The following is a 22020-nucleotide window of genomic DNA, read 5'->3' as shown; positions in this document are numbered from 1 at the left end:
CAAATTTATAAATTACACAATCGTACCTTTTCAAGCTTTCAGAATGCGGCATACTGGCTCTAAGCAGTTAGACATATTCATAGCTTTCAAGGTTATAGCGAATGCAGGAACTTCTCGAACAGCTTGAAGCCCGTCGCGCCGAAGCCCGTCTTGGCGGTGGACAAAAGCGTATCGATGCGCAACACGGCAAAGGCAAGCTCACCGCCCGCGAAAGAATCGAAGTGCTCCTCGACGAAGGTTCGTTCGAAGAGTTCGATATGTATGTCACGCATCGCTGTACCGACTTCGGCATGGAAAAGCAGAAAGTAGCAGGCGACGGCGTTGTGACCGGCTGGGGCACGATCAATGGCCGGCAGGTCTATGTCTTCAGTCAGGACTTTACTGTTCTTGGCGGCTCTCTGTCTGAGACGCACGCGCAGAAAATCTGCAAGATCATGGATATGGCCATGCAGAACGGTGCTCCCGTGATCGGACTGAACGATTCTGGCGGCGCACGCATTCAGGAAGGCGTTGCTTCGCTCGCAGGCTATGCCCATGTTTTCAAACGCAATGCCGATGCATCAGGTGTTATTCCGCAGATTTCCGTGATCATGGGGCCATGCGCTGGTGGCGCGGTCTATTCGCCTGCCATGACAGACTTCATCTTCATGGTGCGCGATAGCTCTTATATGTTCGTGACCGGCCCTGATGTGGTCAAAACAGTCACCAATGAAATCGTTACGGCGGAAGAACTCGGCGGCGCTTCGACCCATACGAAAAAATCTTCCGTTGCCGATGGCGCATATGAAAACGACATCGAAACGCTTGAACAGGTACGCATCCTGTTTGACTTCCTGCCGCTCAACAATCGGGAAAAGCCACCCACTCGCCCTGTCTTCGATGACCCCGCGCGTCTTGAAATGCGCCTGGATACACTGATCCCGGATAGCGCCAACAAGCCTTACGACATGAAGGAGCTGATCCTGGCGTTGGCGGATGAAGGCGATTTCTTTGAGATTCAGGAAGCTTTCGCCAAAAACATCATCACTGGGTTTATCCGCATGGATGGTCAGACTATTGGCGTGGTCGCAAACCAGCCGATGGTTCTGGCTGGCTGTCTCGATATCGATTCATCACGCAAGGCAGCGCGTTTCGTGCGTTTCTGCGATGCTTTCAGCATCCCGATCCTCACGCTGGTCGATGTTCCTGGCTTCCTCCCCGGCACGAGCCAGGAATATGGCGGTGTCATCAAGCACGGAGCAAAACTGCTATTCGCATATTCACAAGCGACCGTCCCAATGGTCACGCTCATTACCCGCAAGGCCTATGGTGGCTCATATGACGTGATGGCATCAAAGCATATTGGCGCTGACATCAATTATGCATGGCCGACTGCCGAAATCGCAGTGATGGGTGCCAAGGGTGCCACCGAAATCCTCTACCGCTCAGAACTGGGGGACACTGAAAAGATCGCCGCCCGCACCAAGGAATACGAAGAGCGTTTTGCCAATCCCTTCGTTGCTGCCGAGCGTGGCTTCATCGACGAAGTGATCATGCCGCATTCTTCCCGCCGCCGTATCGCCCGTGCGTTCTCTGCGCTTCGTAACAAAAGCCAGAACACGCCATGGAAGAAACACGACACGATTCCGCTCTGATAGCCACGGGTACGATACAGATGATCAAGAAAATCCTCATTGCCAATCGCGGTGAAATCGCATGTCGGGTTATCAAAACCGCAAAGAAAATGGGCATTGCAACGGTTGCGGTCTATTCTGACGCCGACCGCAATGCGCTGCATGTCAAAATGGCCGACGAGGCCGTGCATATTGGACCAGCGCCCTCAAACCAGTCTTATATCGTCATCGATAAGATACTGGCGGCGATCAAAGAGACGGGTGCCGACGCAGTACATCCGGGTTATGGCTTCCTGTCCGAAAACCCACGTTTTGCTGAAGCACTGAAAGCTGCCAATGTCACTTTCATCGGCCCGCCAGTGAATGCCATCGAGGCCATGGGTGACAAGATCACCTCAAAGAAGCTCGCGGCCGAAGCTGATGTATCCACCGTTCCCGGTCATATGGGACTGATCGAGGATGCAGACGAAGCGGTAAAAATCGCACGTACTGTCGGCTATCCGGTGATGATCAAGGCTTCCGCTGGCGGCGGCGGCAAGGGAATGCGTATCGCATGGAATGATGACGAAGCGCGCGAAGGCTTTCAGCTTTCACGCAACGAAGCCAAAGCTTCTTTCGGTGATGATCGCATCTTCATCGAAAAATTCGTCACCCAGCCGCGGCATATCGAAATTCAGGTACTCGGCGACCAGCACGGCAATGTCATCTATCTGGGCGAACGCGAATGCTCCATTCAACGCCGCAATCAGAAGGTGATTGAAGAAGCGCCGTCGCCGTTTCTGGATAAAGCAACACGCAAGGCTATGGGCGAACAGGCCGTCGCTCTTGCCAAGGCTGTCGGCTATTATTCCGCAGGCACAGTCGAGTTCATCGTTGATGGCGAGCGCAATTTCTACTTCCTTGAAATGAACACGCGCTTGCAGGTCGAGCATCCGGTGACGGAACTCATCACCGGCATCGATCTGGTTGAGGAAATGATCCGCGTGGCATCGGGCGAAAAGCTGCGCATCGTCCAAGCCGATGTAAAGCTCAACGGCTGGGCTATCGAAAGTCGTCTTTATGCCGAAGACCCCTATCGCAGCTTCCTGCCCTCTATTGGCAGGCTGACCCGCTATCGTCCACCGGTCGAAGGTCGGCGCGATAATGGCACTGTCATCCGCAACGACACAGGTGTCTTTGAGGGTGGCGAAATCTCGATGTATTATGACCCCATGATTGCAAAACTTTGCAGTTGGGGACCGGACCGGACCAGCGCAGTTGAAGCGATGGGCGACGCACTGGATGCATTTGAAGTGGAAGGCATCGGCCACAATCTGCCATTCCTTTCCGCCGTTATGGAACATCCGCGTTTTCGTGCTGGCGCGCTCACCACAGCCTTCATCGCTGAGGAATATCCCGATGGTTTTGCAGGCGTTGCCGTGTCTGAAGAAGATGCACATGTGCTGGCGGCGGTTTCAGCGCAGATCAACATGGCTATTGAACAACGCAATGGCCTGATTTCCGGCCGTATCTCTTCACAGGCTCAATCTGTTGCAACCGATTGGGTCGTCACCCTAGGCGGCTTCAATTTGCCTATCAGGATCGCTGAGGGTGAAGGCGGTACGATAATCAACTTCGCTGATGGTAACAGCCTCCCTGTCGCCAGTGACTGGCATCCGGGGAAGCAGCTCGGCTCGTTCACGGTCGGCGGCAAGTCAATTGCAGTCAAGGTTTTGCGCTCCGGCACGGGCTGGCGTTTACGCTGGCGCGGCATTGATGTGATCGCTCATGTTCGCAAGCCACGCGTGGCAGAGCTCGCAAAGCTGATGCCTGTCAAGCTGCCACCAGATACGTCGAAGATGCTGCTCTGCCCTATGCCGGGCGTGATCACCTCAGTTCTCGTCAAAGATGGTGATACGGTCGAGGCAGGCCAGCCACTGGCAACGGTTGAAGCCATGAAAATGGAAAATGTCCTGCGTGCGGAACGCCGCGCTACCGTCAAACGAATCACCACGGAAGCAGGTGCGAGCCTCGCCGTCGATGAACTGATTATGGAATTTGAATAAGCTTTGAGGAAGCGCGCTTGCGCCTCTCAAGGACACAAAGGCTTTATGGGATGGAGAATAAGCCAATGACGCAGAAAACCCGTGCGGATTGGGAGGCGTCGGCCGAGAAGGAACTGAAGCGTCCCGCCGACAGCCTCGTCTGGCACACGCCCGAAGGCATTGATGTGAAGCCGCTCTATACCGCCGACGATCTTGATCAGATAGGACACCTCGGCACCCTGCCCGGCTTCGAACCATTTCTGCGTGGCCCGCGTGCAACCATGTATGCGGGCCGTCCGTGGACGATCCGCCAATATGCGGGCTTTTCGACTGCCGAAGAGTCCAACAACTTTTACCGGAAGGCACTTGCAGCTGGTCAGCAAGGCGTATCGGTTGCTTTTGATCTTGCAACCCATCGCGGTTATGACAGCGATCATCCGCGCGTTGAAGGCGACGTCGGCAAAGCAGGCGTGGCAATTGATTCCGTCGAGGATATGAAAATCCTCTTTGACGGCATTCCGCTTGAGAAAATATCCGTCTCCATGACGATGAACGGCGCGGTGATCCCGATCCTTGCCAATTTTATTGTCGCTGGTGAAGAGCAAGGCGTTTCACGCGACCTGCTGTCTGGCACCATTCAGAATGATATTCTGAAAGAGTTCATGGTTCGCAACACCTATATCTATCCGCCGGAACCATCCATGCGGATCATTGCAGACATCATCGCCTATACGGCGACAGAAATGCCAAAATTCAACTCGATTTCCATTTCCGGCTACCACATGCAGGAAGCCGGTGCGACGCTAGTGCAGGAACTGGCTTTCACATTGGCAGATGGCCGCGAATATGTCCGTGCTGCGCTCAATAAAGGTCTCAATGTCGATGAGTTCGCAGGGCGCCTGTCGTTCTTCTTCGCTATCGGCATGAACTTCTTTATGGAAATCGCCAAGCTTCGTGCTGCGCGTCTGCTCTGGTCGCGCATCATGAAGGAATTCGACCCGAAGAAGCCCGGCTCGCTGATGCTGCGCACCCATTGCCAGACATCAGGCGTCTCACTGCAGGAACAGGACCCTTATAACAACATCGTCCGCACAGCTTTTGAAGCCATGTCCGCCGCCCTTGGCGGCACGCAATCGCTGCATACCAATTCTTTTGACGAAGCCATTGCTTTGCCAACGGAATTTTCCGCCCGTATCGCGCGTAACACACAGCTCATTCTACAAAACGAAACCGGCGTCACCAAAGTCGTCGATCCGCTTGCGGGCTCCTATTACATTGAGAGCCTCACCAACGAGCTAGCAGAAAAAGCATGGGCGCTGATCGAAGAGGTTGAAGGTCTTGGCGGCATGACCAAAGCCGTCGAAAGCGGCCTGCCCAAGCGCCTGATCGAAGAAGCAGCCACGCGCCGACAGGCAGCCGTCGACAAGGGTGAAGAAGTTATCGTCGGCGTCAACAAGTTCCGGCTCGAACAGGAAGACAATATCGACATTCTTGAAATCGATAACACCGCCGTCCGCAATTCGCAGATAGCGCGCCTCAACCGGATCAAGGAAACCCGCAACAAGACGAAGGTTGAAGCGGCTCTTGCCGAGCTGGAAAAAGTCGCGAAAACCGGAGAAGGCAACATCCTTGCGGCGGCTGTCGAAGCTTCCCGCGCCCGCGCAACCGTTGGAGAAATCTCCGATGTCATGCGTAGCGCCTTCGGTGATTATGCCGCGGTGCCGAAGGTCGTTAGCAAGGTTTATGGCACCGCCTACGAAAATGAGCCGGAATATCTGACCCTCGTAGAGCGCCTTGAAGAGTTCTCCAGACATAGCGGTGACAAACCTCGCCTGATGGTGGCCAAGCTCGGTCAGGACGGCCACGACCGTGGCGCGAAAATCATTGCCTCTGCCTTTGGCGATATCGGCTTTGAAGTACTGGCTGGGCCTCTATTCCAGACGCCCGATGAAGCCGCGGACATGGCGATCAAGGCTAAGGTACATGTGCTTGGCGTGTCTTCGCTCGCAGCCGGGCACAAGACACTGTTGCCGCAGCTAGTCGAAACACTTCGCAAAAAAGGTGCCGAAAATATCATCGTTGTATGTGGTGGTGTCGTCCCGCGCCAGGACTATCAATATCTGTTCGACCACGGCGTATCAGCAGTATTCGGCCCCGGCAGCAATGTACTCGATTGCGCACGTGCCGTACTCGACCTCATGGAAGGCAAGCGGCGCAATTTATAATATTATCAATAATATACGGGCACTATGAGACTCATTTTATGAGCCGTTTCAGAAGCCGGATGAATTGTCCGGCTTCTCATTGTCTAGATCCAATCAGTTCTTCGGTCCCGCGAAACCTGCAATGGCAGAACTTGTCACGGACACTGGGTCACTAGCCGGAAAAGTATCTTCCAATCCCTCATCCAGCTGTCGTTCAAGCTCGGTACGATCACCGGCGCGACGCGCACTTGGAATGGTGATCTGGCTTGCCGGTTCAATACCGCATTCAATACAGGCAACGCTTAGCGCTTCACCGAGCTTGAGTGCTGCTTTGCGGATCACAGCATCGCGTGAAAGCTCGGCACCTGTGTCGTTCTCGACCTTGACGGTAATGCGTTCTTCGCTTTCGGTTACAAATTCGACCATATAGGTCGCGAAACCGCCAAGCGAACTGACACGGGTTTCAACGATATCCATGGCTTTTACCTCCGTGTTTCACCTGCTGAAACAACGGCAAACGACCACGATAGTTCCCGAAAAGGAACCTGTGTCATGCTGAAACGTTTTCTGGCAAATTGTGGGAGGAAGCGATGTCTCAGTTTTTCACGCAAGTGAGTGAGAAAGCCGCAGAACTTGCAGGGCACTATGCTGCGTTTATTCTGGCAACACTGTTCATTGTCGTTTGGGGTATCAGCGGGCCATTTTTCGATTTTTCAGACACCTGGCAGCTGGTGATAAACACATCGACGACGATCATCACTTTTCTGATGGTGTTCCTTATCCAAAACTCACAGGACCGCGAAGCCAGCGCCACCCAGGCAAAGCTCGATGAAATCCTAAACCTCGTTTCCAAAACACGAAGCGAGACGATTGGTGCAGAGCATCTCCCACTCGATAAGCTCAAGTTGATCTTAAAACATCTCGAACAGGAAGGCGAAAAACGCGCAACTGCCGCCGCCGTGCAGGAAGAGAATGAATGAAACGACGCAGCCGCCTTTTCCTGAAACAACTCGTGCCTATATCAAAAATGTGGACGAATTAATCAAAAACAGAAAGGACGTCTTATGGCCATCACAAGAAAGGAAGAAGCCCGCGCCCTCAATGCTGAAGAGAAGGAGCTGGTCGAGAAATCTCATCACCCTCACCTTCAGGACGTACCAGACTCCGAGCTATCACAATTGGCAAAGCTATTGCGCGACCGTCGCAGCAAGGCGCGCGATCAGGCCCACCAGCGGCGTCGTGAGATGCGCGGAAAAACTGCCGCAAGAGGCGCTTCTGCATCCAAGGCTGATGAAGGTTCGCATTTGAAGGTGTCTGTGCTGGCAATGGCCATGCGTCGCATCAATGCAGAAGTCGACCGCCGCCGCAGCATGTCAGCCAGCAATGAACTTATGGCAAATGCGCAAAAAGCATTGGCAACAAAGAAAGCCAATGAAAAGCCGGATAAAACATTCAACACGCGTCATGCGCGCCATGGGATGCGCAACATACCGAATGAAAAGACCGATAGCTTGATACGACCTATGGAGCGTGGCCGTCTGAAAAAGGCTGCAAGCGTCGCTCAGGCTAAGCGCGATTCCAGACAGGAAGCCGCCAGCTGATCCCGTTTTTATCCAAGCCTCTCTCGAGCGGAATCGTATCGAGAGAGGCAATTAAAACAATATATTGAAGTCTTTTCTTGTAAAATTACCTACAGCATTTCCAATGCCGTTTTCCGGGTTGGAGGCGCAAAAGTCCGATCCAGCAAAGTCAGCTGCTCTTCCGTTAACCTGACATCTGCTGCATTTCGATTTTCGCGAACATGACTGAGCTTTGATGTTTTTGGAATAGCAATGACATTGCCATTTCGCATCGTCCATGCAAGCGCGACTGCAGCAGGCGACACGCCGATTTCATCCGCAACTTCATGAAGAACGTTGTTGCCCAAAAGCCTCCCCTGTTCGATCGGAGAATAGGCCATCAATGGCACTTCGCGAGCGGCACACCATGGCAACAAATCGAATTCTGGTCCGCGCCGGATGAGATTATACAAAATCTGATTGGTCGCGACCGCCTTGCCACCAGCAATATTGGTCAACTCCTGCATGTCATCCGTGTCGAAATTGCTGACACCCCATGCGCCGATTTTACCGGCCTGCTGTAGCTCTTCAAATGCAGACAGGGTTTCTTCCAATGGATAGCGACCACGCCAATGCAACAGGTAAAGATCGATCTTTTCTGTGCCAAGCCGCTTCAGGCTGCGCTCACACGCTTCAATCGTTCCCTCAGCAGATGCATTATAGGGAAGCACTTTGCTGACGAGAAATACATCATCGCGACGGCCTCCAATCGCCTCGCCGACGACCTCTTCCGCTCCACCGTCTGCGTACATTTCTGCGGTGTCGATCAGGGTCATGCCGAGTTCTATACCGCATTGCAGCGCCTCAACTTCAAGCCGCCGCTGCCGCGCATCCTCACCCATATACCATGTGCCCTGCCCAAGCGCTGGCACATGGGTGCCCGACGCCAGTTTCACTTGCGGAATTTGTCCGGTCATGGTTCGCCTCTTGATGCTTCAGTAAGCGCATAAAATCGCGACTACGGAAAACATAGGCTAGATCAGGCGAACTGCAAGCCAAAGCCTTGCATCAAGCGGCGGATGGCATAATCCGGCTTCTGCGATGTAAACACCGCCAGATCATCGTGATGGTGCAATTCCTCATCAATCTGTCTTGGCTGCAATAGCGATACAGTACGGCGCGCAATGGCTTCTGCCGGATCAAGCCAATCCACCGGCCATGGCGCAAGCCTGCGGAAAACATTTGCGAGGAATGGGTAATGCGTGCAGGCCAACACGACGATATCCGTCCGTTCCCCATCTTTTTCGACAAAACATGGCGCGATCTGCTCAACAACCAGCGCCTCATCGATCTTTTCACCGCGAATATGGGCTTCCGCAACTCCTGCAAGCCTGTCAGCTCCCACCAGTCGCACATGGCATTGCGTGGCGAATGACTGGATAAGGTCGCGTGTATAGGCGCGTTTGACTGTGCCCGGCGTTGCCAGAACGGAAACAAGCCCCGACGACGTACGTTCAGCGGCAGGCTTGATCGCAGGCACCGTACCAACAAATGGCACAGCAGGATAAGCGCGGCGCAAATCATCCAGCACCAGTGTCGAGGCCGTATTGCACGCAATAACCGCGATTTCAGGATCATACCCGGCGATGAACTTGCCAAAGAGCTCGACGATGCGTGCGCGCAGTGCTTCCTCTTCCCAATCGCCGTAAGGGAAACCGGCATCGTCCGCGATATAGACAAATCGCCGGTCCGGCATCATCACCCGCAACTCGCGCAGAACCGTCAATCCGCCAATACCGCTATCGAAGACCAGAACGGGTCTTTCATCTGTCACCAGCGGTTTGGCAGAAACGTCTGCTGCGGGCGCGTGTTTCATTCAGCCTTGTCCTCTGTTGCAGGCTTGCGGGCCCGACTTTCCGGTGCGCCTGAGCCGCGCGGCTTTTTTGGTGTGAAAACATCGAGCGAAGTGATGACGCCACGCAGAAGCTTAAGCTCTGCAGATGCAAAACCCGCGCGCGTCAGCACCGAGCGCAGATTGTTGACCATGATTTCTTTCTTCGCCTCGGGGCGGAAATAACCCCGAATATCAAGCGCTTCTTCCAGATGATTGAAAAGACTCTGCAATTCCAGCTTGGGCGCTGCTTCCATTTCCGGGCCACGGAAAACCGTATCGGTATCGCTCTCAAGGCCCGACTTCATCCACTCATAAGACATAAGCAGCACGGCTTGCGCGATGTTGAGCGAAGCGAAAGCCGGATTGACAGGAAATGTCACCAGTTCATCTGCGAGGCCAACTTCCTCATTGCTGAGACCAAAACGCTCGCGTCCGAACATGATGCCAGTCTTTTCACCAGCGGTAAAACGACGACGCAATTCGCCATTTGCTTCGACAGGGCTGCGCACCTGTTTAAAACCATCGCGTTCGCGTGCTGTGGTGGCATAAACGAAATTGAGGTCAGCAAGCGCTGATGGAAGATCGTCATAAACAACGGCATTGTCGATGATGTGATCGGCCTTGCTTGCGGCTGCGCGTGCCTTTTCACTAGGAAATTCTTCGCGCGGCTCAACCAGACGCAATTCGGCAAGACCAAAATTCGCCATAGCGCGCGCCACCATGCCGATATTCTCCGGCAATTGCGGGTTCACCAGAATGATCGCCGGTCCCTCGGTGATCAAAGGGCGCTGTTTGTCTGTTCCTGCCATGGTAATTTCCGTCACTACTTTATAAACACGGCGCTTCCCTGACATAATTGACGAAAAATCGCAAAGATTCCCCTTACATTCCATATCGAAAATCGCGTGTAGTAGCGGAATAACACCAGTCTTCTTCCCATCCATGTCAGACTGTCGGCACCGACATTGACGTTTACAGGGAGGAAAATCATGTCCGGCAAAAAGATTCTCATGATTTGCGGCGACTTCTGCGAAGATTACGAAACCATGGTTCCGTTTCAGACGCTGCTCGCCGTAGGCCACAAAGTCCATGCCGTCTGCCCCGGGAAAAAGGCAGGCGACGCCATTGCCACCGCTATCCACGACTTTGAAGGCCATCAAACCTACACCGAAAAGCCAGGCCATAATTTCACGCTCAACGCTACTTTCGCTGACGTCAAAGCCGAAGGCTATGACGCACTCGTCATTCCCGGCGGTCGTGGCCCTGAGTATCTGCGCCTTGATGAAAAGGTCATCGCCATCGTCAAACACTTCTTTGAAGCTGGCAAACCTGTTGCAGCCGTCTGCCATGGCGCACAGTTGCTCGCGGCTGCACGCGTTCTGGAAGGTCGCACCTGCTCGGCATATCCCGCCTGCCGCCCTGAGGTAGAGCTGGCTGGCGGCACTTATGCTGATATTCCGGTGGATCAGGCTGTCACTGATGGCAATCTGGTAACAGCGCCCGCATGGCCGGCCCATCCGGCATGGCTGTCACAATTCCTCGCCGTTCTCGGTACCAAAATCATACACGCCTGATTGTAAGCTGCCTGCAATGCTAAGCTGGTTGCAGGCAGCTCCAAACTGCGCGACATTGGGACGGGAGATATTTCGGGAGGAACATATGTGCAGGTTGTTCATCGGGGCGGATACCGAACTCTGGCAAAGCGTCACGCGCTCGCTGCGCATTCATGGCGTCGTAACCAGTGTGCGGCTCGAAAATTTCTTCTGGTGGACGCTGGAAGAAGTAGCCACGTGTGACGATCTGACCGTCAATCGCCTTCTCGGTCGCCTCTATGAGGAATCCCGCACGGAAGGCCACGACCTCGATAATTTCGCATCGTTTCTGCGCGTTTGCTGCGGGCGCTATCTGGCACTACAAGTCAATGGTTTGGTACCAACAGACAAATCAACTGCGATCTCGACACTGGATGCAGATGCCATATTGCTGCGTGAGCAGGAAACTTATCGTGATCAGCGCTCAGAATGGCGAAAATCCACCCATCACGCCGCCTGAAAATGTGCCTATAGGCCAAAGAATAAGCCTCTTACGCTTTGCCTTCGCGTTTACCGATGCTATACGAGCGCGACGCATTAAATGAGAGGCATTATCAATGGCAAAAATCAAGGTTGCAAACCCGGTCGTTGAACTCGACGGCGATGAGATGACCCGCATCATCTGGCAGTTCATCAAGGACAAGCTGATCCATCCATACCTCGACATCGATCTGAAATATTACGATCTTTCGGTCGAGCACCGCGATGCGACCAATGACCAGGTTACCATTGATGCTGCAAACGCCATCAAGGAACACGGCGTTGGCGTCAAGTGCGCAACCATCACGCCGGACGAAGCCCGCGTTGAAGAATTCAAGCTCAAGAAGATGTGGAAGTCGCCTAACGGCACCATCCGTAACATCCTCGGCGGCGTTATCTTCCGCGAGCCAATCATCTGCAAGAACGTTCCTCGCCTGGTTCCAGGCTGGACCCAGCCAATCATCGTTGGCCGCCACGCTTTTGGTGACCAGTACCGCGCGACCGATTTCAAGTTCCCTGGCAAGGGCACGCTGTCGATCAAGTTCGTCGGTGAAGACGGCGAAACCATCGAGCACGAAGTCTATCAGGCTCCGGCTGCTGGCGTGGCAATGGCCATGTACAATCTCGACGAATCGATCCGCGAATTTGCACGCGCTTCGCTGAACTACGGCCTGCAGCGCAACTATCCGGTCTATCTCTCGACCAAGAACACCATTCTGAAGGCCTATGACGGCCGCTTCAAGGACATCTTCGAAGAAGTCTATCAGGCTGAATTCGCTGAGAAGTTCAAGGAAGCAAAGATCTGGTACGAACATCGCCTGATCGACGATATGGTTGCTTCGGCCCTCAAGTGGTCGGGCGGCTATGTCTGGGCTTGTAAGAACTACGACGGCGACGTTCAGTCCGACATCGTGGCACAGGGCTTCGGCTCGCTCGGTCTGATGACCTCGGTTCTGATGACGCCAGATGGCAAGACCGTTGAAGCGGAAGCTGCACACGGCACCGTGACCCGTCACTATCGCCAGCATCAGAAGGGCGAAGAAACTTCGACCAACTCGATTGCTTCGATCTTCGCATGGACCCGCGGCCTCGCACATCGTGCAAAGCTCGACAACAATGCTGAGCTGAAGCGCTTTGCCGACACGTTGGAAAAGGTCTGCGTCGATACAGTCGAAAGCGGCTACATGACCAAGGATCTGGCGCTGCTCATCGGTCCAGATCAGCCTTGGCTCTCGACCACTGGCTTCCTCGACAAGATCGACGAAAACCTTCAGAAGGCAATGGCTGCTTAAACGCAAGCAAAGTCACATAAAGACGGCGGGATTTTCCCGCCGTTTTTTGTTTGCACCGCACTATTTATCGCTCGTAAGCGCAAATGCTCCCCGATAGTCTGTTGATTCAGAAACAGGGAGAACTGATATGTCGACAATTCGGGCGTTAACGCCACAAGACCGGACTGCGTGGGAGCCATTATGGAAAGCCTATCAGGTCTTTTACGAAGTCGACATTCCCGTAGAGACAACTGACATTACATGGGGTCGCTTTCACGATGTGTCTGAGCCCATGCACGCACTGGGCGCGTTTGATGACGATCGACGCCTTGTTGGCATCGTCCATGTGATCTTTCATCGCTCCTGCTGGTTGCCAAAATGGACCTGCTATCTCCAGGATCTCTATGTCGAAAACTCTCAGCGTGGAAAAGGCACAGGTGCCGCACTGATTGAGGCTGTGGTCGATCTTGCTCGTGAAGAAGGTGCTGGCCGCCTCTATTGGCTTACGCATGAAAGCAATGCGAAAGCGCGTCGTCTTTATGACAGCATCGCGCAAGAGTCTGGTTTCATTCAATATCGCAAGGCGCTCTAAAAAAGCTGGTTTCCCGTTTCTTTTTGCTGCAAGAAAGAGCATCCTTGCTCAGAGTTTGCAGGGAGGATCAGCAATGAGCGATTTGAAGCTTTACACCAATCCCATGTCACGCGGACGCATTGCACGCTGGATGCTCGAAGAGATCGGGCAACCCTATGATGTTGAAATACTGGATTACGGCCCACCAATGAAAGGGCCAGACTATTGCGCCATCAATCCGATGGGCAAAGTGCCTGCCCTTCGTCATGGCAACGACATCGTCACGGAAGTAGCAGCCATCTGTGCCTATCTTGCGACCACCTTCCCTGAATCTGGTCTTGCCCCGCATCCGGACGAGTGCGCCGATTTCTATCGCTGGCTTTTCTTCACATCTGGCCCGGTCGAAGCCGCTCTGTCCAACCACGCGCTGGGTTATGAAGTGCCAGCCGACAAGCAGGGTATGGTCGGCTATGGCAATTACGATACGGTTGTTAGTACGCTTGAAAATGCAGTGTCACGCCATACCTACATCACCGGATCACGCTTTAATGCGGCTGATGTCTATGTCGGCTCACATATCGGATGGGGTTTGCGCTTCGGCACCTTGCCAGCGAAGCCTGCCTTTAAGGCTTATTGGGATCGTCTGAAAGATCGTCCTGCGATGAAACGTGCCAATGAACTGGATGATGCCGCCGCAGCCGCAGCTGCTTCAAAACATTAGTTAAAGCATTTCCAGCAAAAGTGCGAAGCGATTTCGCATGGATAATGCTACAAAAACAAAGAGATATAGCAGTTTCAATGATTCACTATTAACTGGAACCGCTCTAAAGCTGAAAAGCCTTGACAAAGGCCTGGGCGCCATTGGGTGAGAAGGCAATAACACGACCTTCCTCCCGACGCGCCCAACCTTTATCGATGAAGTTTTTCAGAAGCGCTGCACCGAGCGCACCGCCCAAGTGGTTGCGTCTCTCACTCCAGTCTAGACAATGACGGCAGAGTGGCCGTTTGCCCTTTTGCAGCGTATCAACATCGATGCCCATGCAAGAGAAGAATGACTTTCCTTCATCAGTAAGCAGTGGCTCGTTGGCATCATTGATCAAACCGAGCTTATACGATGCATCAAGCATTTCCACGCCGCGCTCGCCCGCCAGATGATCGTAACAAATCCGCGCCTTACGCAGCGCATGATCTTTCGGACCAGTGCGAACACGCACGGCGCCGGTTCGCTGTGCAAGCCCCATAAGCACTTCGAGAACCTGCGCCACATCCGTACCTGATAGCCTGAAATAACGATGCCTGCCCTGCTTCTCAGCCACCAGCAAATTGGCAGCATCAAGCTTGGAAAGATGCCCGCTGGCTGTCTGAAGTGTCACACCTGCTGCTGCGGCAAGTTCGCTTACCGTCAAAGCACGTCCGTCCATCAGCGCAGTGAGCATGTTTGCGCGCGCCGGATCACCCAAAAGTGCTGCGACAGAAGCTATGATCGGTCCGTCTTTCATACTTCGATGCTAACCGAAGCATGAATGAAGTTCAATACGCTAAAACGTCTCCAGCAAATCAGCCAATTTCAGGAGATAAGAATGATTACCTGCTTCATCCGCTATCAAATCGACCCGTTCAAAGCCGATGCTTTCGCGGAATATGCACGCAACTGGGGACAGGCAAGCCCCCGTTGTGGCGCGAAGCTGATTGGCTATTTCGGCCCGCATGAGGGCTCCACCACAACCGCTTATGGCGTTTATTCAGTCGAAGACCTTGCTGCCTATGAACAGTTTCGCGCACGTCTGGCCGCAGACCCAATCGGCCGGGCAAACTATGAATTCGCGAAGCGCGAGCAATTCATCCGGTCTGAAGAACGCATATTTCTTAAGCTTCAATCAGCTCCACATGCGGAGTTTATCAAGCCATGATCGCTGTCATCTTTGAAGTCTGGCCAGCAGATGATGAAAGGCGCGAGCAGTATCTCGATATCGCCGCAAGCCTGCGCGCCGATTTGGCAAAAATTGACGGCTTCATATCCATTGAACGCTTTCAAAGCCTGGTTGAGCCAGAAAAGCTGCTGTCTCTCTCCTTCTGGCGGGACGAAGAGGCCGTAAAGCAGTGGCGTAATCTGCCAACACATCGGATAGCGCAGACGAAGGGACACGAAGGTGTTTTTGAAAGCTACCGTCTACGTGTTGCGAATGTCACTCGCGATTACGGGCTCGATCAGCGCGAAGAAGCTCCTGACGATAGCCGCAAGATTCACGCAGCATAAAAAAAGGCCGGGAAAATCCCGGCCTTTTCATTTTTATAAAAAATTTATCAGACGATCAGCGCTCTAACCGCTGCGATTGCATCATTTGCCTTGGCGCCATCGGGACCACCGGCCTGAGCCATGTCCGGGCGACCGCCGCCGCCCGCGCCACCGAGCGCACCAGAAGCAGTGCGAACCAGATCAACTGCACTGAAACGACCAACCAGATCTTCGGTCACGGCAGCAACTGCGCTTGCCTTGCCATCTTCACCAACACCGATGAAGAGGACAACACCAGAGCCAACCTGCTTCTTGCCTTCGTCGGCAAGTGGCTTGAGATCACGCGGCGAGACACCTGTCACAACCTTGCCAAGGAAATTGACACCGTTGACGGTTTCCACAGCGCTGCCACCGTCCGAAGAACCACCGCTCAACGCAAGCTGTCTGCGCGCTTCGGTAAGTTCGCGTTCGAGTTTCTTGCGCTCATCAACCAGAGCATTGACGCGCTCCAGTGCTTCCGATGGCGTGGTTTTCAGCACGCCAGCGATTGCCTTGACGCGCTCGTCCTGTTCTTCGAGATAAAGACGAGCCGCCTCACCCGTCAGAGCTTCCATACGACGAACACCGGCAGCAACTCCGCTATCAGATAGAATGCGAACGAGACCTATATCGCCGGTCTGGCGCACATGCGTACCACCGCAAAGCTCAACCGAGTAAGCCTTACCAGCCTTTTCGCCGTGCTTCGCCGTGCCCATCGAAACAACGCGGACTTCATCGCCGTATTTTTCGCCGAACAGCGCCATCGCACCTTCGGCAATAGCATCATCCACAGCCATCAAGCGCGTGGTGACTTGCGCATTCTGCAGAATGATCTCGTTGGCGAGATTTTCAACAGCTGTCAGTTCCTCAGCCGAAATCGGCTTTGGGTGCGAGAAGTCAAAGCGCAGACGATCAGGCGCGACGAGCGAACCCTTCTGTGCAACGTGAGAACCCAAAGTTTCACGCAGCGCTTCATGCAAGAGGTGAGTGGCCGAGTGATTGGAACGGATGCGCGTGCGACGCTCTCCATCAACCTTCAACTCAACCGGTTCACCAACCTTCGCGGAACCGTTGGTAATTTCGCCGGTATGAACGAAGAGACCTTCGCCCTTCTTCTGCGTGTCTTTGATGTTGATGACAAAGCCTTCCCCGGAAATTGTTCCGGTATCGCCCTGCTGACCACCAGATTCGCCGTAGAATGGCGTCTGGTTAACTACGACGGACACGGTTTCGCCTTCGGCAGCCGATGCCACTTCTGCGCCATCGCGTACGAGGGCAGCAATAACGCCTTCCGCACTTTCGGTTTCATAGCCGAGGAATTCGGTCGCGCCGACCTTATCCTTGATGCCGAACCAGATGGTTTCCGTTGCAGCTTCGCCCGAACCGGTCCAGTTGGCGCGAGCTTCGGCCTTCTGGCGCTGCATAGCGACATTGAAGCCATCAGTATCGACCGTCACGCCACGTTGGCGCAAAGCGTCCTGCGTCAGATCAAGCGGGAAACCATAGGTATCGTAAAGTTTGAACGCGGTTTCGCCATCAAGACGATCACCTTCAACCAAGTTTTCCGAAGCATCGGAAAGCAGGCCGAGGCCGCGTTCCAACGTCTTGCGGAAACGGGTTTCCTCCAGCTTGAGCGTTTCGGAAATAAGCGCTTCTGCGCGGATGAGTTCCGGGTAGGCCTGGCCCATTTCGCGGATCAGCGCTGGCAGCAGACGCCACATCAATGGCTGGCTCGCGCCAAGCAGCTGCGCATGGCGCATAGCGCGACGCATGATGCGGCGCAGAACATAACCGCGACCTTCATTAGACGGCAGAACGCCGTCGGCAATCAAGAAGCTCGATGCACGCAGATGATCGGCAATCACGCGATGGCTGGCGCGGAAATCGCCTTCAGCCTTAACGCCTGTTGCTTCTTCCGAAGCACGGATAAGCGCCTTAAACAGATCGATATCGTAGTTATCGTGCACGCCCTGAAGGACGGCCGCAACACGCTCAAGGCCCATGCCTGTGTCAATCGACGGGCGTGGAAGATCAATGCGCTGATCAGGAGTAACCTGCTCGAACTGCATGAAAACGAGGTTCCAGATTTCAATGAAACGATCGCCGTCTTCATCAGCTGATCCGGGAGGTCCACCCCAAATATGATCGCCATGATCATAGAAGATTTCCGAGCAAGGACCGCAAGGCCCGGTATCACCCATAGCCCAGAAGTTGTCATTCGTTGCAATGCGGATGATACGATCATCCGAAAGACCGGCAATCTTCTTCCAGAAATTCGCAGCATCATCATCCGTGTGATAGACGGTGACGAGCAGCTTGTCCTTGTTAAGGCCAAATTCCTTGGTGATCAGGTTCCAGGCATGGCTGATCGCTTCTTCCTTGAAGTAATCACCAAACGAGAAATTGCCGAGCATTTCAAAGAAAGTGTGGTGGCGTGCTGTATAGCCCACATTATCCAGATCGTTATGCTTGCCGCCAGCGCGTACGCATTTCTGCGAAGTGGTCGCGCGGCTGTAAGGGCGCTGCTCAAGACCAGTAAAAACGTTCTTGAACTGCACCATACCCGCATTGGTGAACATCAGCGTCGGGTCGTTACGAGGAACGAGCGGGCTTGATGAAACGACTTCATGTCCGTTTTTGCGGAAATAGTCGAGGAATGTGGACCTTATCTCGTTGACGCCAGCCATAATTCACCCTTGGACATTTTCTGCCCTGCATGAGATGCGCAATAAAATACGCATCAATTATATAATCTCCACCCGCAGGAATGCGGCGATATACGGCACATTCTGCCGCCACGCTTCGACTACCCGATAATGGAAAGTCCGTGAGGTAGAGTTTCGGTTGTCCGCTTTTAGCGGCGTGCTGCTTTTCTGTCCAGATAAGCAGTGTGCGCTATAAAAGCAATTTCGCCCGGAAACCCAGAAAACGGCAACTATGCAACAGTGTTGAACCATAGGAGAGCCAATAATTCGGCTTCACGGTAAATGCTGCGCGTAATGCCTGACGCGATGCGCCCCAGCTCAAAAGCAAAAGCCCCGCATTTTCATGCGGAGCTTTTGTCAAATTATAGAGCCAGGAAACTTATGCTTCGGCTGCGTCTGGACCGTCATCCGCTTCCGGACCACCATCTTCAAGGAATTGCTCGGCGATCAAGCCGGCGTTCTGACGGAGCGTCGTTTCGATTTCTTTCGCGACTTCCGGATTATCCTTGAGGTACTGCTTGGCGTTTTCACGGCCCTGCCCGAGACGCTGGGAATTATAGGAGAACCATGCGCCAGACTTCTCGACCACACCGGCTTTAACGCCAAGGTCAACCAGTTCGCCAGTCTTGGAAACACCTGCACCATACATGATATCGAACTCGACCTGCTTGAATGGAGGGGCAAGCTTGTTCTTGACCACCTTCACGCGAGTCTGGTTACCAACGACCTCGTCACGTTCCTTGATCGAACCAATACGGCGAATATCAAGACGTACAGAAGCATAGAACTTCAGTGCATTACCGCCGGTCGTTGTTTCAGGCGAACCGAACATAACGCCGATCTTCATACGAATCTGGTTGATGAAGATGACCATGCAGTTCGAACGTGAAATCGAAGCGGTAAGCTTGCGCAGAGCCTGGCTCATCAAACGCGCCTGAAGGCCCGGCAAAGAATCGCCCATTTCGCCTTCAATTTCAGCACGCGGCGTAAGAGCAGCAACCGAGTCGACAACGAGAACATCAATAGCACCGGAGCGCACAAGCGTATCCGTGATTTCAAGTGCCTGTTCGCCAGTATCAGGCTGAGAAATCAGCAGATTTTCAAGATCAACGCCAAGCTTGCGGGCATATACCGGATCAAGTGCGTGTTCCGCATCCACGAATGCGCAAATACCACCCTTCTTCTGTGCTTCTGCAATCGTATGCAGTGCGAGTGTGGTTTTACCCGAACTTTCCGGGCCATAGATTTCTACGATACGTCCCTTGGGCAGACCGCCGACGCCCAATGCGATATCGAGAGAAAGCGAGCCGGTTGGCACAGTCTCAATATCGACGACCTCGTTCTGACCGAGCCGCATGATTGAGCCCTTGCCGAACGCACGTTCAATTTGCGACAGCGCCGCATCAAGTGCTTTAGTCTTGTCCACTGAATTTTCCTCAACGAGTCGCAATGATTTCTGAGACATCTTACACCATCCTCTTGCCTCGCTAGAAGCCCATAGGGCTCATCGCCAATATCTATTTGTATCCGTTTTGTTCCAATTTAGCAACCTAGTCAAGTAATTGATTTAAATAGATATAATTTTTTTGTTCTATTATTGTTCTATAATATTAGAAATGGCAAATGTGAATCGCTATCCACGCATTAGTTAAGAAAAACTGAAGTTTTTGATACACGATTCTTCAAAATACAAAACGCAGCCCTTCTTCCGAAGGACTGCGCTGAAAAAGAATCTGACTGATTCTTGATTTATCAGCTCGCGCCACGAAGCGGCGAAATCTGAATTTCAACGCGGCGGTTCTGTGCGCGGCCATCCGGCGTCGCATTGGTCGCAACTGGCTGGCTAGCGCCGTAACCGATAACCGCAAAGCGACGTGGATCGATACCCTGCGAACCCAGATAGCTTGCAACAGACGACGCACGGCGCTGCGAGAGACCTTGATTGTAGCTAGCACTACCGGTCGAGTCAGTGTGACCGAGAACGTCAACAAGAGTCTGGTTGAACTTACGCAGAACAATCGCAACCGAGTTCAGCGTTGGGTAGAACTGGCTCTTAACCTGATCCTGATCTGTATCGAAGGTAATGGCTGAAGGCATGTTCAGGATAATCTGGTCGCCATTACGCGTAACTGAAACGCCAGTGCCCTGCAGCTGATTGCGCAGTTCGGATTCCTGACGATCCATGTAATTGCCGATTGCGCCGCCACCCAAAGCACCAATACCGGCGCCGATCAGGACTGCATTGCGCTGAGCGCGGCTGGAGCCGCCGACCATGAGGCCGCCAAGCGCACCAACAGCCGCACCGATTGCAGCGCCACCGGCGGTGTTTGATACCTTCTGTTCACCGGTATAAGGATCGGTGGTGCAGCCTGCCAGAAATGTGGCACCAATTAGGGCAATCCCGATTTTCTTCAGCATGTATTGGTAATCCTCAATTGTCGATTCGTCGCGAATGATAGCTTCGATTAAGGCCGGATGGTGTCTTTAAATCCCCATCCGCGACTTTTAGAACGCAATTTGGCTTGTTTACAACAGCTTGCCGACATTTGATCGCCGCGCGTTAGCCAATCCGCCCGCATTGACGCAGCTGAGTTGCGTAACGGTTGGCCATGGATTGGGCGCGTCTCGCACCGTTCAACGCTGTCGCATTGCCGCGCCAGACTCCACGGGAATATCCACCATGTCCCGAGTAATACGCGAGATAGAGACTGTAAGCGTCAGCCCGATTGATACCATTCTTCTGATAGCTCTGATTGTGATACCAGCCGATGAAGTGGATCGCGTCGCCGAAGTTGCTGCGAGAAGCGGTCCAGCGACCAGTCTCACGCTTATAGCGATCCCAGGTTCCGTTCAGTGCCTGCGAATAGCCATAGGCGCTCGAAGCGCGTTTCCATGGGATAAATCCAAGCAGCTTGGTACGCGGTGGACGAGCATAAGGGCGGAAACCGGATTCAGTATAAATTGTCGCCATTAGAACATGGACCGGTACGCCAAACTCGCGCGAAGCGCGGGTCGCGTCTTTCTGCCAATTATTTATCCAACCGTCGCGTTGATCAAAGACTGCGCAAACATTGCTGACCTGTCGTGGAGCAGTCGCGCAGCCGCCAAGAATAACGAGCGCGACGAGAAGCAAAACGCGCGTCATGGGAAACCTCATTGCAATTACAAAAATTGATAAATTGTAAAAATTAAAGAGGACTTAAACTAAGGCATTGATTTCTTTATGGTTACTACAATGTTTACAGCCTCTTCCGTTGGTTGCTGAACGTTTGAATTCATTGGTAAAACCAATTTCAGCACGGCCACCGAATACAACCTTTAATTGCTTACACATTGACTGCGGCTCGCAGGATGAAGGCCGAATTGTGACTAAAGTCAAAAACGCTGTTAAAACGTGTCTGATGCAGAGTGTGTTCATGCATAGAACAACGGAGGAGCTTTCATGAATGTGCAAAAGCTGCGTGAAGTTTACGAAGCATATATATCCTGTCTTAATGCTCAGGATTGGCCATCGGTAAAGCTTTATGTGGCTGAAGATGCTCAGCATAATGGTCAGAGATTGGGCGTTGACGGATATCGCGACATGCTCATTCGAGATTATCAACAGATACCGGATCTACAGTTTAAGATAGGCTTGTTGGTTGTTGAGCCACCAGTTGTCGCAAGCAGATTAGATTTTGATTGCACGCCTGTCGGGCAATTTCTCGGCCTTCCCATAAATGGCAGGAATATCCGTTTTTCCGAGAACGTCTTTTATGAGTTTTCGGACAACAAAATCAGCAAGGTCTGGTCTGTTCTCGATAAAGCAGGCATCGAAGCACAACTCTGACGT

At 53.2% G+C, this 22020-nt stretch carries 22 protein-coding genes; 13 read left to right on the top strand and 9 right to left on the bottom strand.

Going from position 1 to position 22020, the window contains the following annotated elements:
- Window positions 1-101: 101 nt before the first annotated feature.
- From QSJ70_RS02385 to scpA, 3 genes are all read left to right on the top strand, one after another.
- Window positions 102-1634 carry an acyl-CoA carboxylase subunit beta gene (locus QSJ70_RS02385; protein WP_285534655.1) on the top strand — a complete coding sequence of 511 codons (1533 nt, stop codon included), beginning with the start codon at window positions 102-104 and terminating at the stop codon, window positions 1632-1634.
- Between the two features lie 20 nt (window positions 1635-1654).
- Window positions 1655-3658: an acetyl-CoA carboxylase biotin carboxylase subunit gene (locus tag QSJ70_RS02380; protein WP_285534653.1), complete on the top strand. Its 2004-nt coding sequence runs from the start codon at window positions 1655-1657 to the stop codon at window positions 3656-3658.
- A 65-nt stretch (window positions 3659-3723) separates the two neighbouring features.
- A complete protein-coding gene (gene scpA, locus QSJ70_RS02375) occupies window positions 3724-5862 on the top strand; it encodes a methylmalonyl-CoA mutase (RefSeq protein WP_285534652.1) in 2139 nt (712 codons plus the stop codon).
- Window positions 5863-5955: 93 nt separating this feature from the next.
- Here scpA and QSJ70_RS02370 read toward each other — a convergent pair whose 3' ends face one another.
- Window positions 5956-6318 carry a hypothetical protein gene (locus QSJ70_RS02370; RefSeq protein WP_007875272.1) on the bottom strand — a complete coding sequence of 121 codons (363 nt, stop codon included), beginning with the start codon at window positions 6316-6318 and terminating at the stop codon, window positions 5956-5958.
- Window positions 6319-6431: 113 nt separating this feature from the next.
- Between QSJ70_RS02370 and QSJ70_RS02365 the strand changes: the two genes are divergently transcribed.
- Entirely contained in the window at window positions 6432-6821 is a 390-nt protein-coding gene (locus QSJ70_RS02365; RefSeq protein ID WP_007875274.1) for a low affinity iron permease family protein, read from the top strand.
- 84 nt (window positions 6822-6905) lie between these two features.
- On the top strand, window positions 6906-7442 hold the full coding sequence (locus QSJ70_RS02360) for a hypothetical protein (RefSeq protein ID WP_285534651.1): 537 nt from the start codon (window positions 6906-6908) through the stop codon (window positions 7440-7442).
- Window positions 7443-7531: 89 nt separating this feature from the next.
- On the opposite strand, the gene QSJ70_RS02355 is transcribed toward QSJ70_RS02360, so the two are convergent.
- From QSJ70_RS02355 to QSJ70_RS02345, 3 genes are all read right to left on the bottom strand, one after another.
- Entirely contained in the window at window positions 7532-8377 is an 846-nt protein-coding gene (locus tag QSJ70_RS02355) for an aldo/keto reductase (protein WP_285534650.1), read from the bottom strand.
- Between the two features lie 62 nt (window positions 8378-8439).
- Window positions 8440-9276: a glutamate racemase gene (gene murI, locus QSJ70_RS02350; protein ID WP_285534649.1), complete on the bottom strand. Its 837-nt coding sequence runs from the start codon at window positions 9274-9276 to the stop codon at window positions 8440-8442.
- On the bottom strand, window positions 9273-10103 hold the full coding sequence (locus QSJ70_RS02345; RefSeq protein WP_007875278.1) for an RNA methyltransferase: 831 nt from the start codon (window positions 10101-10103) through the stop codon (window positions 9273-9275). Before QSJ70_RS02345 ends, murI begins: the two co-directional genes overlap by 4 nt.
- Before the next feature lie 180 nt (window positions 10104-10283).
- Between QSJ70_RS02345 and QSJ70_RS02340 the strand changes: the two genes are divergently transcribed.
- From QSJ70_RS02340 to QSJ70_RS02320, 5 genes are all read left to right on the top strand, one after another.
- The gene (locus tag QSJ70_RS02340) at window positions 10284-10868 is read left to right on the top strand and encodes a DJ-1/PfpI family protein (protein ID WP_285534648.1); all 585 of its coding nucleotides are present in this window, start codon (window positions 10284-10286) and stop codon (window positions 10866-10868) included.
- An 85-nt stretch (window positions 10869-10953) separates the two neighbouring features.
- The gene (locus QSJ70_RS02335; RefSeq protein WP_285534647.1) at window positions 10954-11346 is read left to right on the top strand and encodes a ribbon-helix-helix domain-containing protein; all 393 of its coding nucleotides are present in this window, start codon (window positions 10954-10956) and stop codon (window positions 11344-11346) included.
- Between the two features lie 97 nt (window positions 11347-11443).
- Window positions 11444-12658 carry an NADP-dependent isocitrate dehydrogenase gene (locus tag QSJ70_RS02330; protein WP_007875282.1) on the top strand — a complete coding sequence of 405 codons (1215 nt, stop codon included), beginning with the start codon at window positions 11444-11446 and terminating at the stop codon, window positions 12656-12658.
- A gap of 127 nt (window positions 12659-12785) precedes the next feature.
- On the top strand, window positions 12786-13229 hold the full coding sequence (locus QSJ70_RS02325) for a GNAT family N-acetyltransferase (RefSeq protein WP_285534646.1): 444 nt from the start codon (window positions 12786-12788) through the stop codon (window positions 13227-13229).
- A gap of 73 nt (window positions 13230-13302) precedes the next feature.
- Window positions 13303-13929, top strand: a complete 627-nt coding sequence (locus tag QSJ70_RS02320) for a glutathione S-transferase family protein (RefSeq protein WP_285534645.1) — start codon at window positions 13303-13305, stop codon at window positions 13927-13929.
- 103 nt (window positions 13930-14032) lie between these two features.
- Here the strand turns inward: QSJ70_RS02320 and QSJ70_RS02315 are convergent, their stop codons facing one another.
- Window positions 14033-14707: an ArsR/SmtB family transcription factor gene (locus QSJ70_RS02315; protein WP_285534644.1), complete on the bottom strand. Its 675-nt coding sequence runs from the start codon at window positions 14705-14707 to the stop codon at window positions 14033-14035.
- Window positions 14708-14788: 81 nt separating this feature from the next.
- Here QSJ70_RS02315 and QSJ70_RS02310 point away from each other — a divergent pair, with 81 nt between their 5' ends.
- Together QSJ70_RS02310 and QSJ70_RS02305 are read left to right on the top strand one after the other, a co-directional pair.
- Complete coding sequence (locus QSJ70_RS02310; RefSeq protein WP_079211981.1) at window positions 14789-15118, top strand: NIPSNAP family protein; 330 nt, start codon at window positions 14789-14791, stop codon at window positions 15116-15118.
- Window positions 15115-15465 (top strand): antibiotic biosynthesis monooxygenase family protein, encoded by a 351-nt coding sequence (locus QSJ70_RS02305; protein WP_285534643.1) that lies wholly within the window; start codon window positions 15115-15117, stop codon window positions 15463-15465. Before QSJ70_RS02310 ends, QSJ70_RS02305 begins: the two co-directional genes overlap by 4 nt.
- 47 nt (window positions 15466-15512) lie before the next feature.
- Here the strand turns inward: QSJ70_RS02305 and alaS are convergent, their stop codons facing one another.
- From alaS to QSJ70_RS02285, 4 genes are all read right to left on the bottom strand, one after another.
- Window positions 15513-18170 carry an alanine--tRNA ligase gene (alaS, locus tag QSJ70_RS02300; protein ID WP_285534642.1) on the bottom strand — a complete coding sequence of 886 codons (2658 nt, stop codon included), beginning with the start codon at window positions 18168-18170 and terminating at the stop codon, window positions 15513-15515.
- 397 nt (window positions 18171-18567) lie between these two features.
- Window positions 18568-19653: a recombinase RecA gene (gene recA / locus QSJ70_RS02295; RefSeq protein ID WP_064320714.1), complete on the bottom strand. Its 1086-nt coding sequence runs from the start codon at window positions 19651-19653 to the stop codon at window positions 18568-18570.
- 287 nt (window positions 19654-19940) lie between these two features.
- A complete protein-coding gene (locus QSJ70_RS02290) occupies window positions 19941-20606 on the bottom strand; it encodes a YiaD family glycine zipper/OmpA-like lipoprotein (RefSeq protein WP_064320715.1) in 666 nt (221 codons plus the stop codon).
- Between the two features lie 142 nt (window positions 20607-20748).
- Window positions 20749-21333 (bottom strand): transglycosylase SLT domain-containing protein, encoded by a 585-nt coding sequence (locus QSJ70_RS02285; protein ID WP_007875296.1) that lies wholly within the window; start codon window positions 21331-21333, stop codon window positions 20749-20751.
- A gap of 297 nt (window positions 21334-21630) precedes the next feature.
- Here QSJ70_RS02285 and QSJ70_RS02280 point away from each other — a divergent pair, with 297 nt between their 5' ends.
- A complete protein-coding gene (locus tag QSJ70_RS02280) occupies window positions 21631-22017 on the top strand; it encodes an ester cyclase (protein WP_285534641.1) in 387 nt (128 codons plus the stop codon).
- Window positions 22018-22020 lie beyond the last annotated feature (3 nt).

It is taken from the genome of Brucella sp. NBRC 12950 (genome assembly GCF_030268145.1).
Classification (GTDB): Bacteria; Pseudomonadota; Alphaproteobacteria; order Rhizobiales; family Rhizobiaceae; genus Brucella.
This window is presented reverse-complemented; position numbering and strand designations above follow the sequence as displayed.

What these genes read in the sequence shown, in the direction of transcription:
- QSJ70_RS02345 (WP_007875278.1), bottom strand. Translation starts at nt 10,103, where the DNA reads ATGGCAGGAACAGACAAACAGCGCCCTTTGATCACCGAGGGACCGGCG.
- QSJ70_RS02280 (WP_285534641.1), top strand. Translation starts at nt 21,631, where the DNA reads ATGAATGTGCAAAAGCTGCGTGAAGTTTACGAAGCATATATATCCTGT.
- QSJ70_RS02370 (WP_007875272.1), bottom strand. Translation starts at nt 6,318, where the DNA reads ATGGATATCGTTGAAACCCGTGTCAGTTCGCTTGGCGGTTTCGCGACC.
- QSJ70_RS02315 (WP_285534644.1), bottom strand. Translation starts at nt 14,707, where the DNA reads ATGAAAGACGGACCGATCATAGCTTCTGTCGCAGCACTTTTGGGTGAT.
- QSJ70_RS02385 (WP_285534655.1), top strand. Translation starts at nt 102, where the DNA reads ATGCAGGAACTTCTCGAACAGCTTGAAGCCCGTCGCGCCGAAGCCCGT.
- alaS (WP_285534642.1), bottom strand. Translation starts at nt 18,170, where the DNA reads ATGGCTGGCGTCAACGAGATAAGGTCCACATTCCTCGACTATTTCCGC.
- murI (WP_285534649.1), bottom strand. Translation starts at nt 9,276, where the DNA reads ATGAAACACGCGCCCGCAGCAGACGTTTCTGCCAAACCGCTGGTGACA.
- QSJ70_RS02365 (WP_007875274.1), top strand. Translation starts at nt 6,432, where the DNA reads ATGTCTCAGTTTTTCACGCAAGTGAGTGAGAAAGCCGCAGAACTTGCA.
- QSJ70_RS02335 (WP_285534647.1), top strand. Translation starts at nt 10,954, where the DNA reads ATGTGCAGGTTGTTCATCGGGGCGGATACCGAACTCTGGCAAAGCGTC.
- QSJ70_RS02355 (WP_285534650.1), bottom strand. Translation starts at nt 8,377, where the DNA reads ATGACCGGACAAATTCCGCAAGTGAAACTGGCGTCGGGCACCCATGTG.
- QSJ70_RS02310 (WP_079211981.1), top strand. Translation starts at nt 14,789, where the DNA reads ATGATTACCTGCTTCATCCGCTATCAAATCGACCCGTTCAAAGCCGAT.
- QSJ70_RS02325 (WP_285534646.1), top strand. Translation starts at nt 12,786, where the DNA reads ATGTCGACAATTCGGGCGTTAACGCCACAAGACCGGACTGCGTGGGAG.
- QSJ70_RS02330 (WP_007875282.1), top strand. Translation starts at nt 11,444, where the DNA reads ATGGCAAAAATCAAGGTTGCAAACCCGGTCGTTGAACTCGACGGCGAT.
- scpA (WP_285534652.1), top strand. Translation starts at nt 3,724, where the DNA reads ATGACGCAGAAAACCCGTGCGGATTGGGAGGCGTCGGCCGAGAAGGAA.
- recA (WP_064320714.1), bottom strand. Translation starts at nt 19,653, where the DNA reads ATGTCTCAGAAATCATTGCGACTCGTTGAGGAAAATTCAGTGGACAAG.
- QSJ70_RS02340 (WP_285534648.1), top strand. Translation starts at nt 10,284, where the DNA reads ATGTCCGGCAAAAAGATTCTCATGATTTGCGGCGACTTCTGCGAAGAT.
- QSJ70_RS02285 (WP_007875296.1), bottom strand. Translation starts at nt 21,333, where the DNA reads ATGACGCGCGTTTTGCTTCTCGTCGCGCTCGTTATTCTTGGCGGCTGC.
- QSJ70_RS02305 (WP_285534643.1), top strand. Translation starts at nt 15,115, where the DNA reads ATGATCGCTGTCATCTTTGAAGTCTGGCCAGCAGATGATGAAAGGCGC.
- QSJ70_RS02360 (WP_285534651.1), top strand. Translation starts at nt 6,906, where the DNA reads ATGGCCATCACAAGAAAGGAAGAAGCCCGCGCCCTCAATGCTGAAGAG.
- QSJ70_RS02320 (WP_285534645.1), top strand. Translation starts at nt 13,303, where the DNA reads ATGAGCGATTTGAAGCTTTACACCAATCCCATGTCACGCGGACGCATT.
- QSJ70_RS02290 (WP_064320715.1), bottom strand. Translation starts at nt 20,606, where the DNA reads ATGCTGAAGAAAATCGGGATTGCCCTAATTGGTGCCACATTTCTGGCA.
- QSJ70_RS02380 (WP_285534653.1), top strand. Translation starts at nt 1,655, where the DNA reads ATGATCAAGAAAATCCTCATTGCCAATCGCGGTGAAATCGCATGTCGG.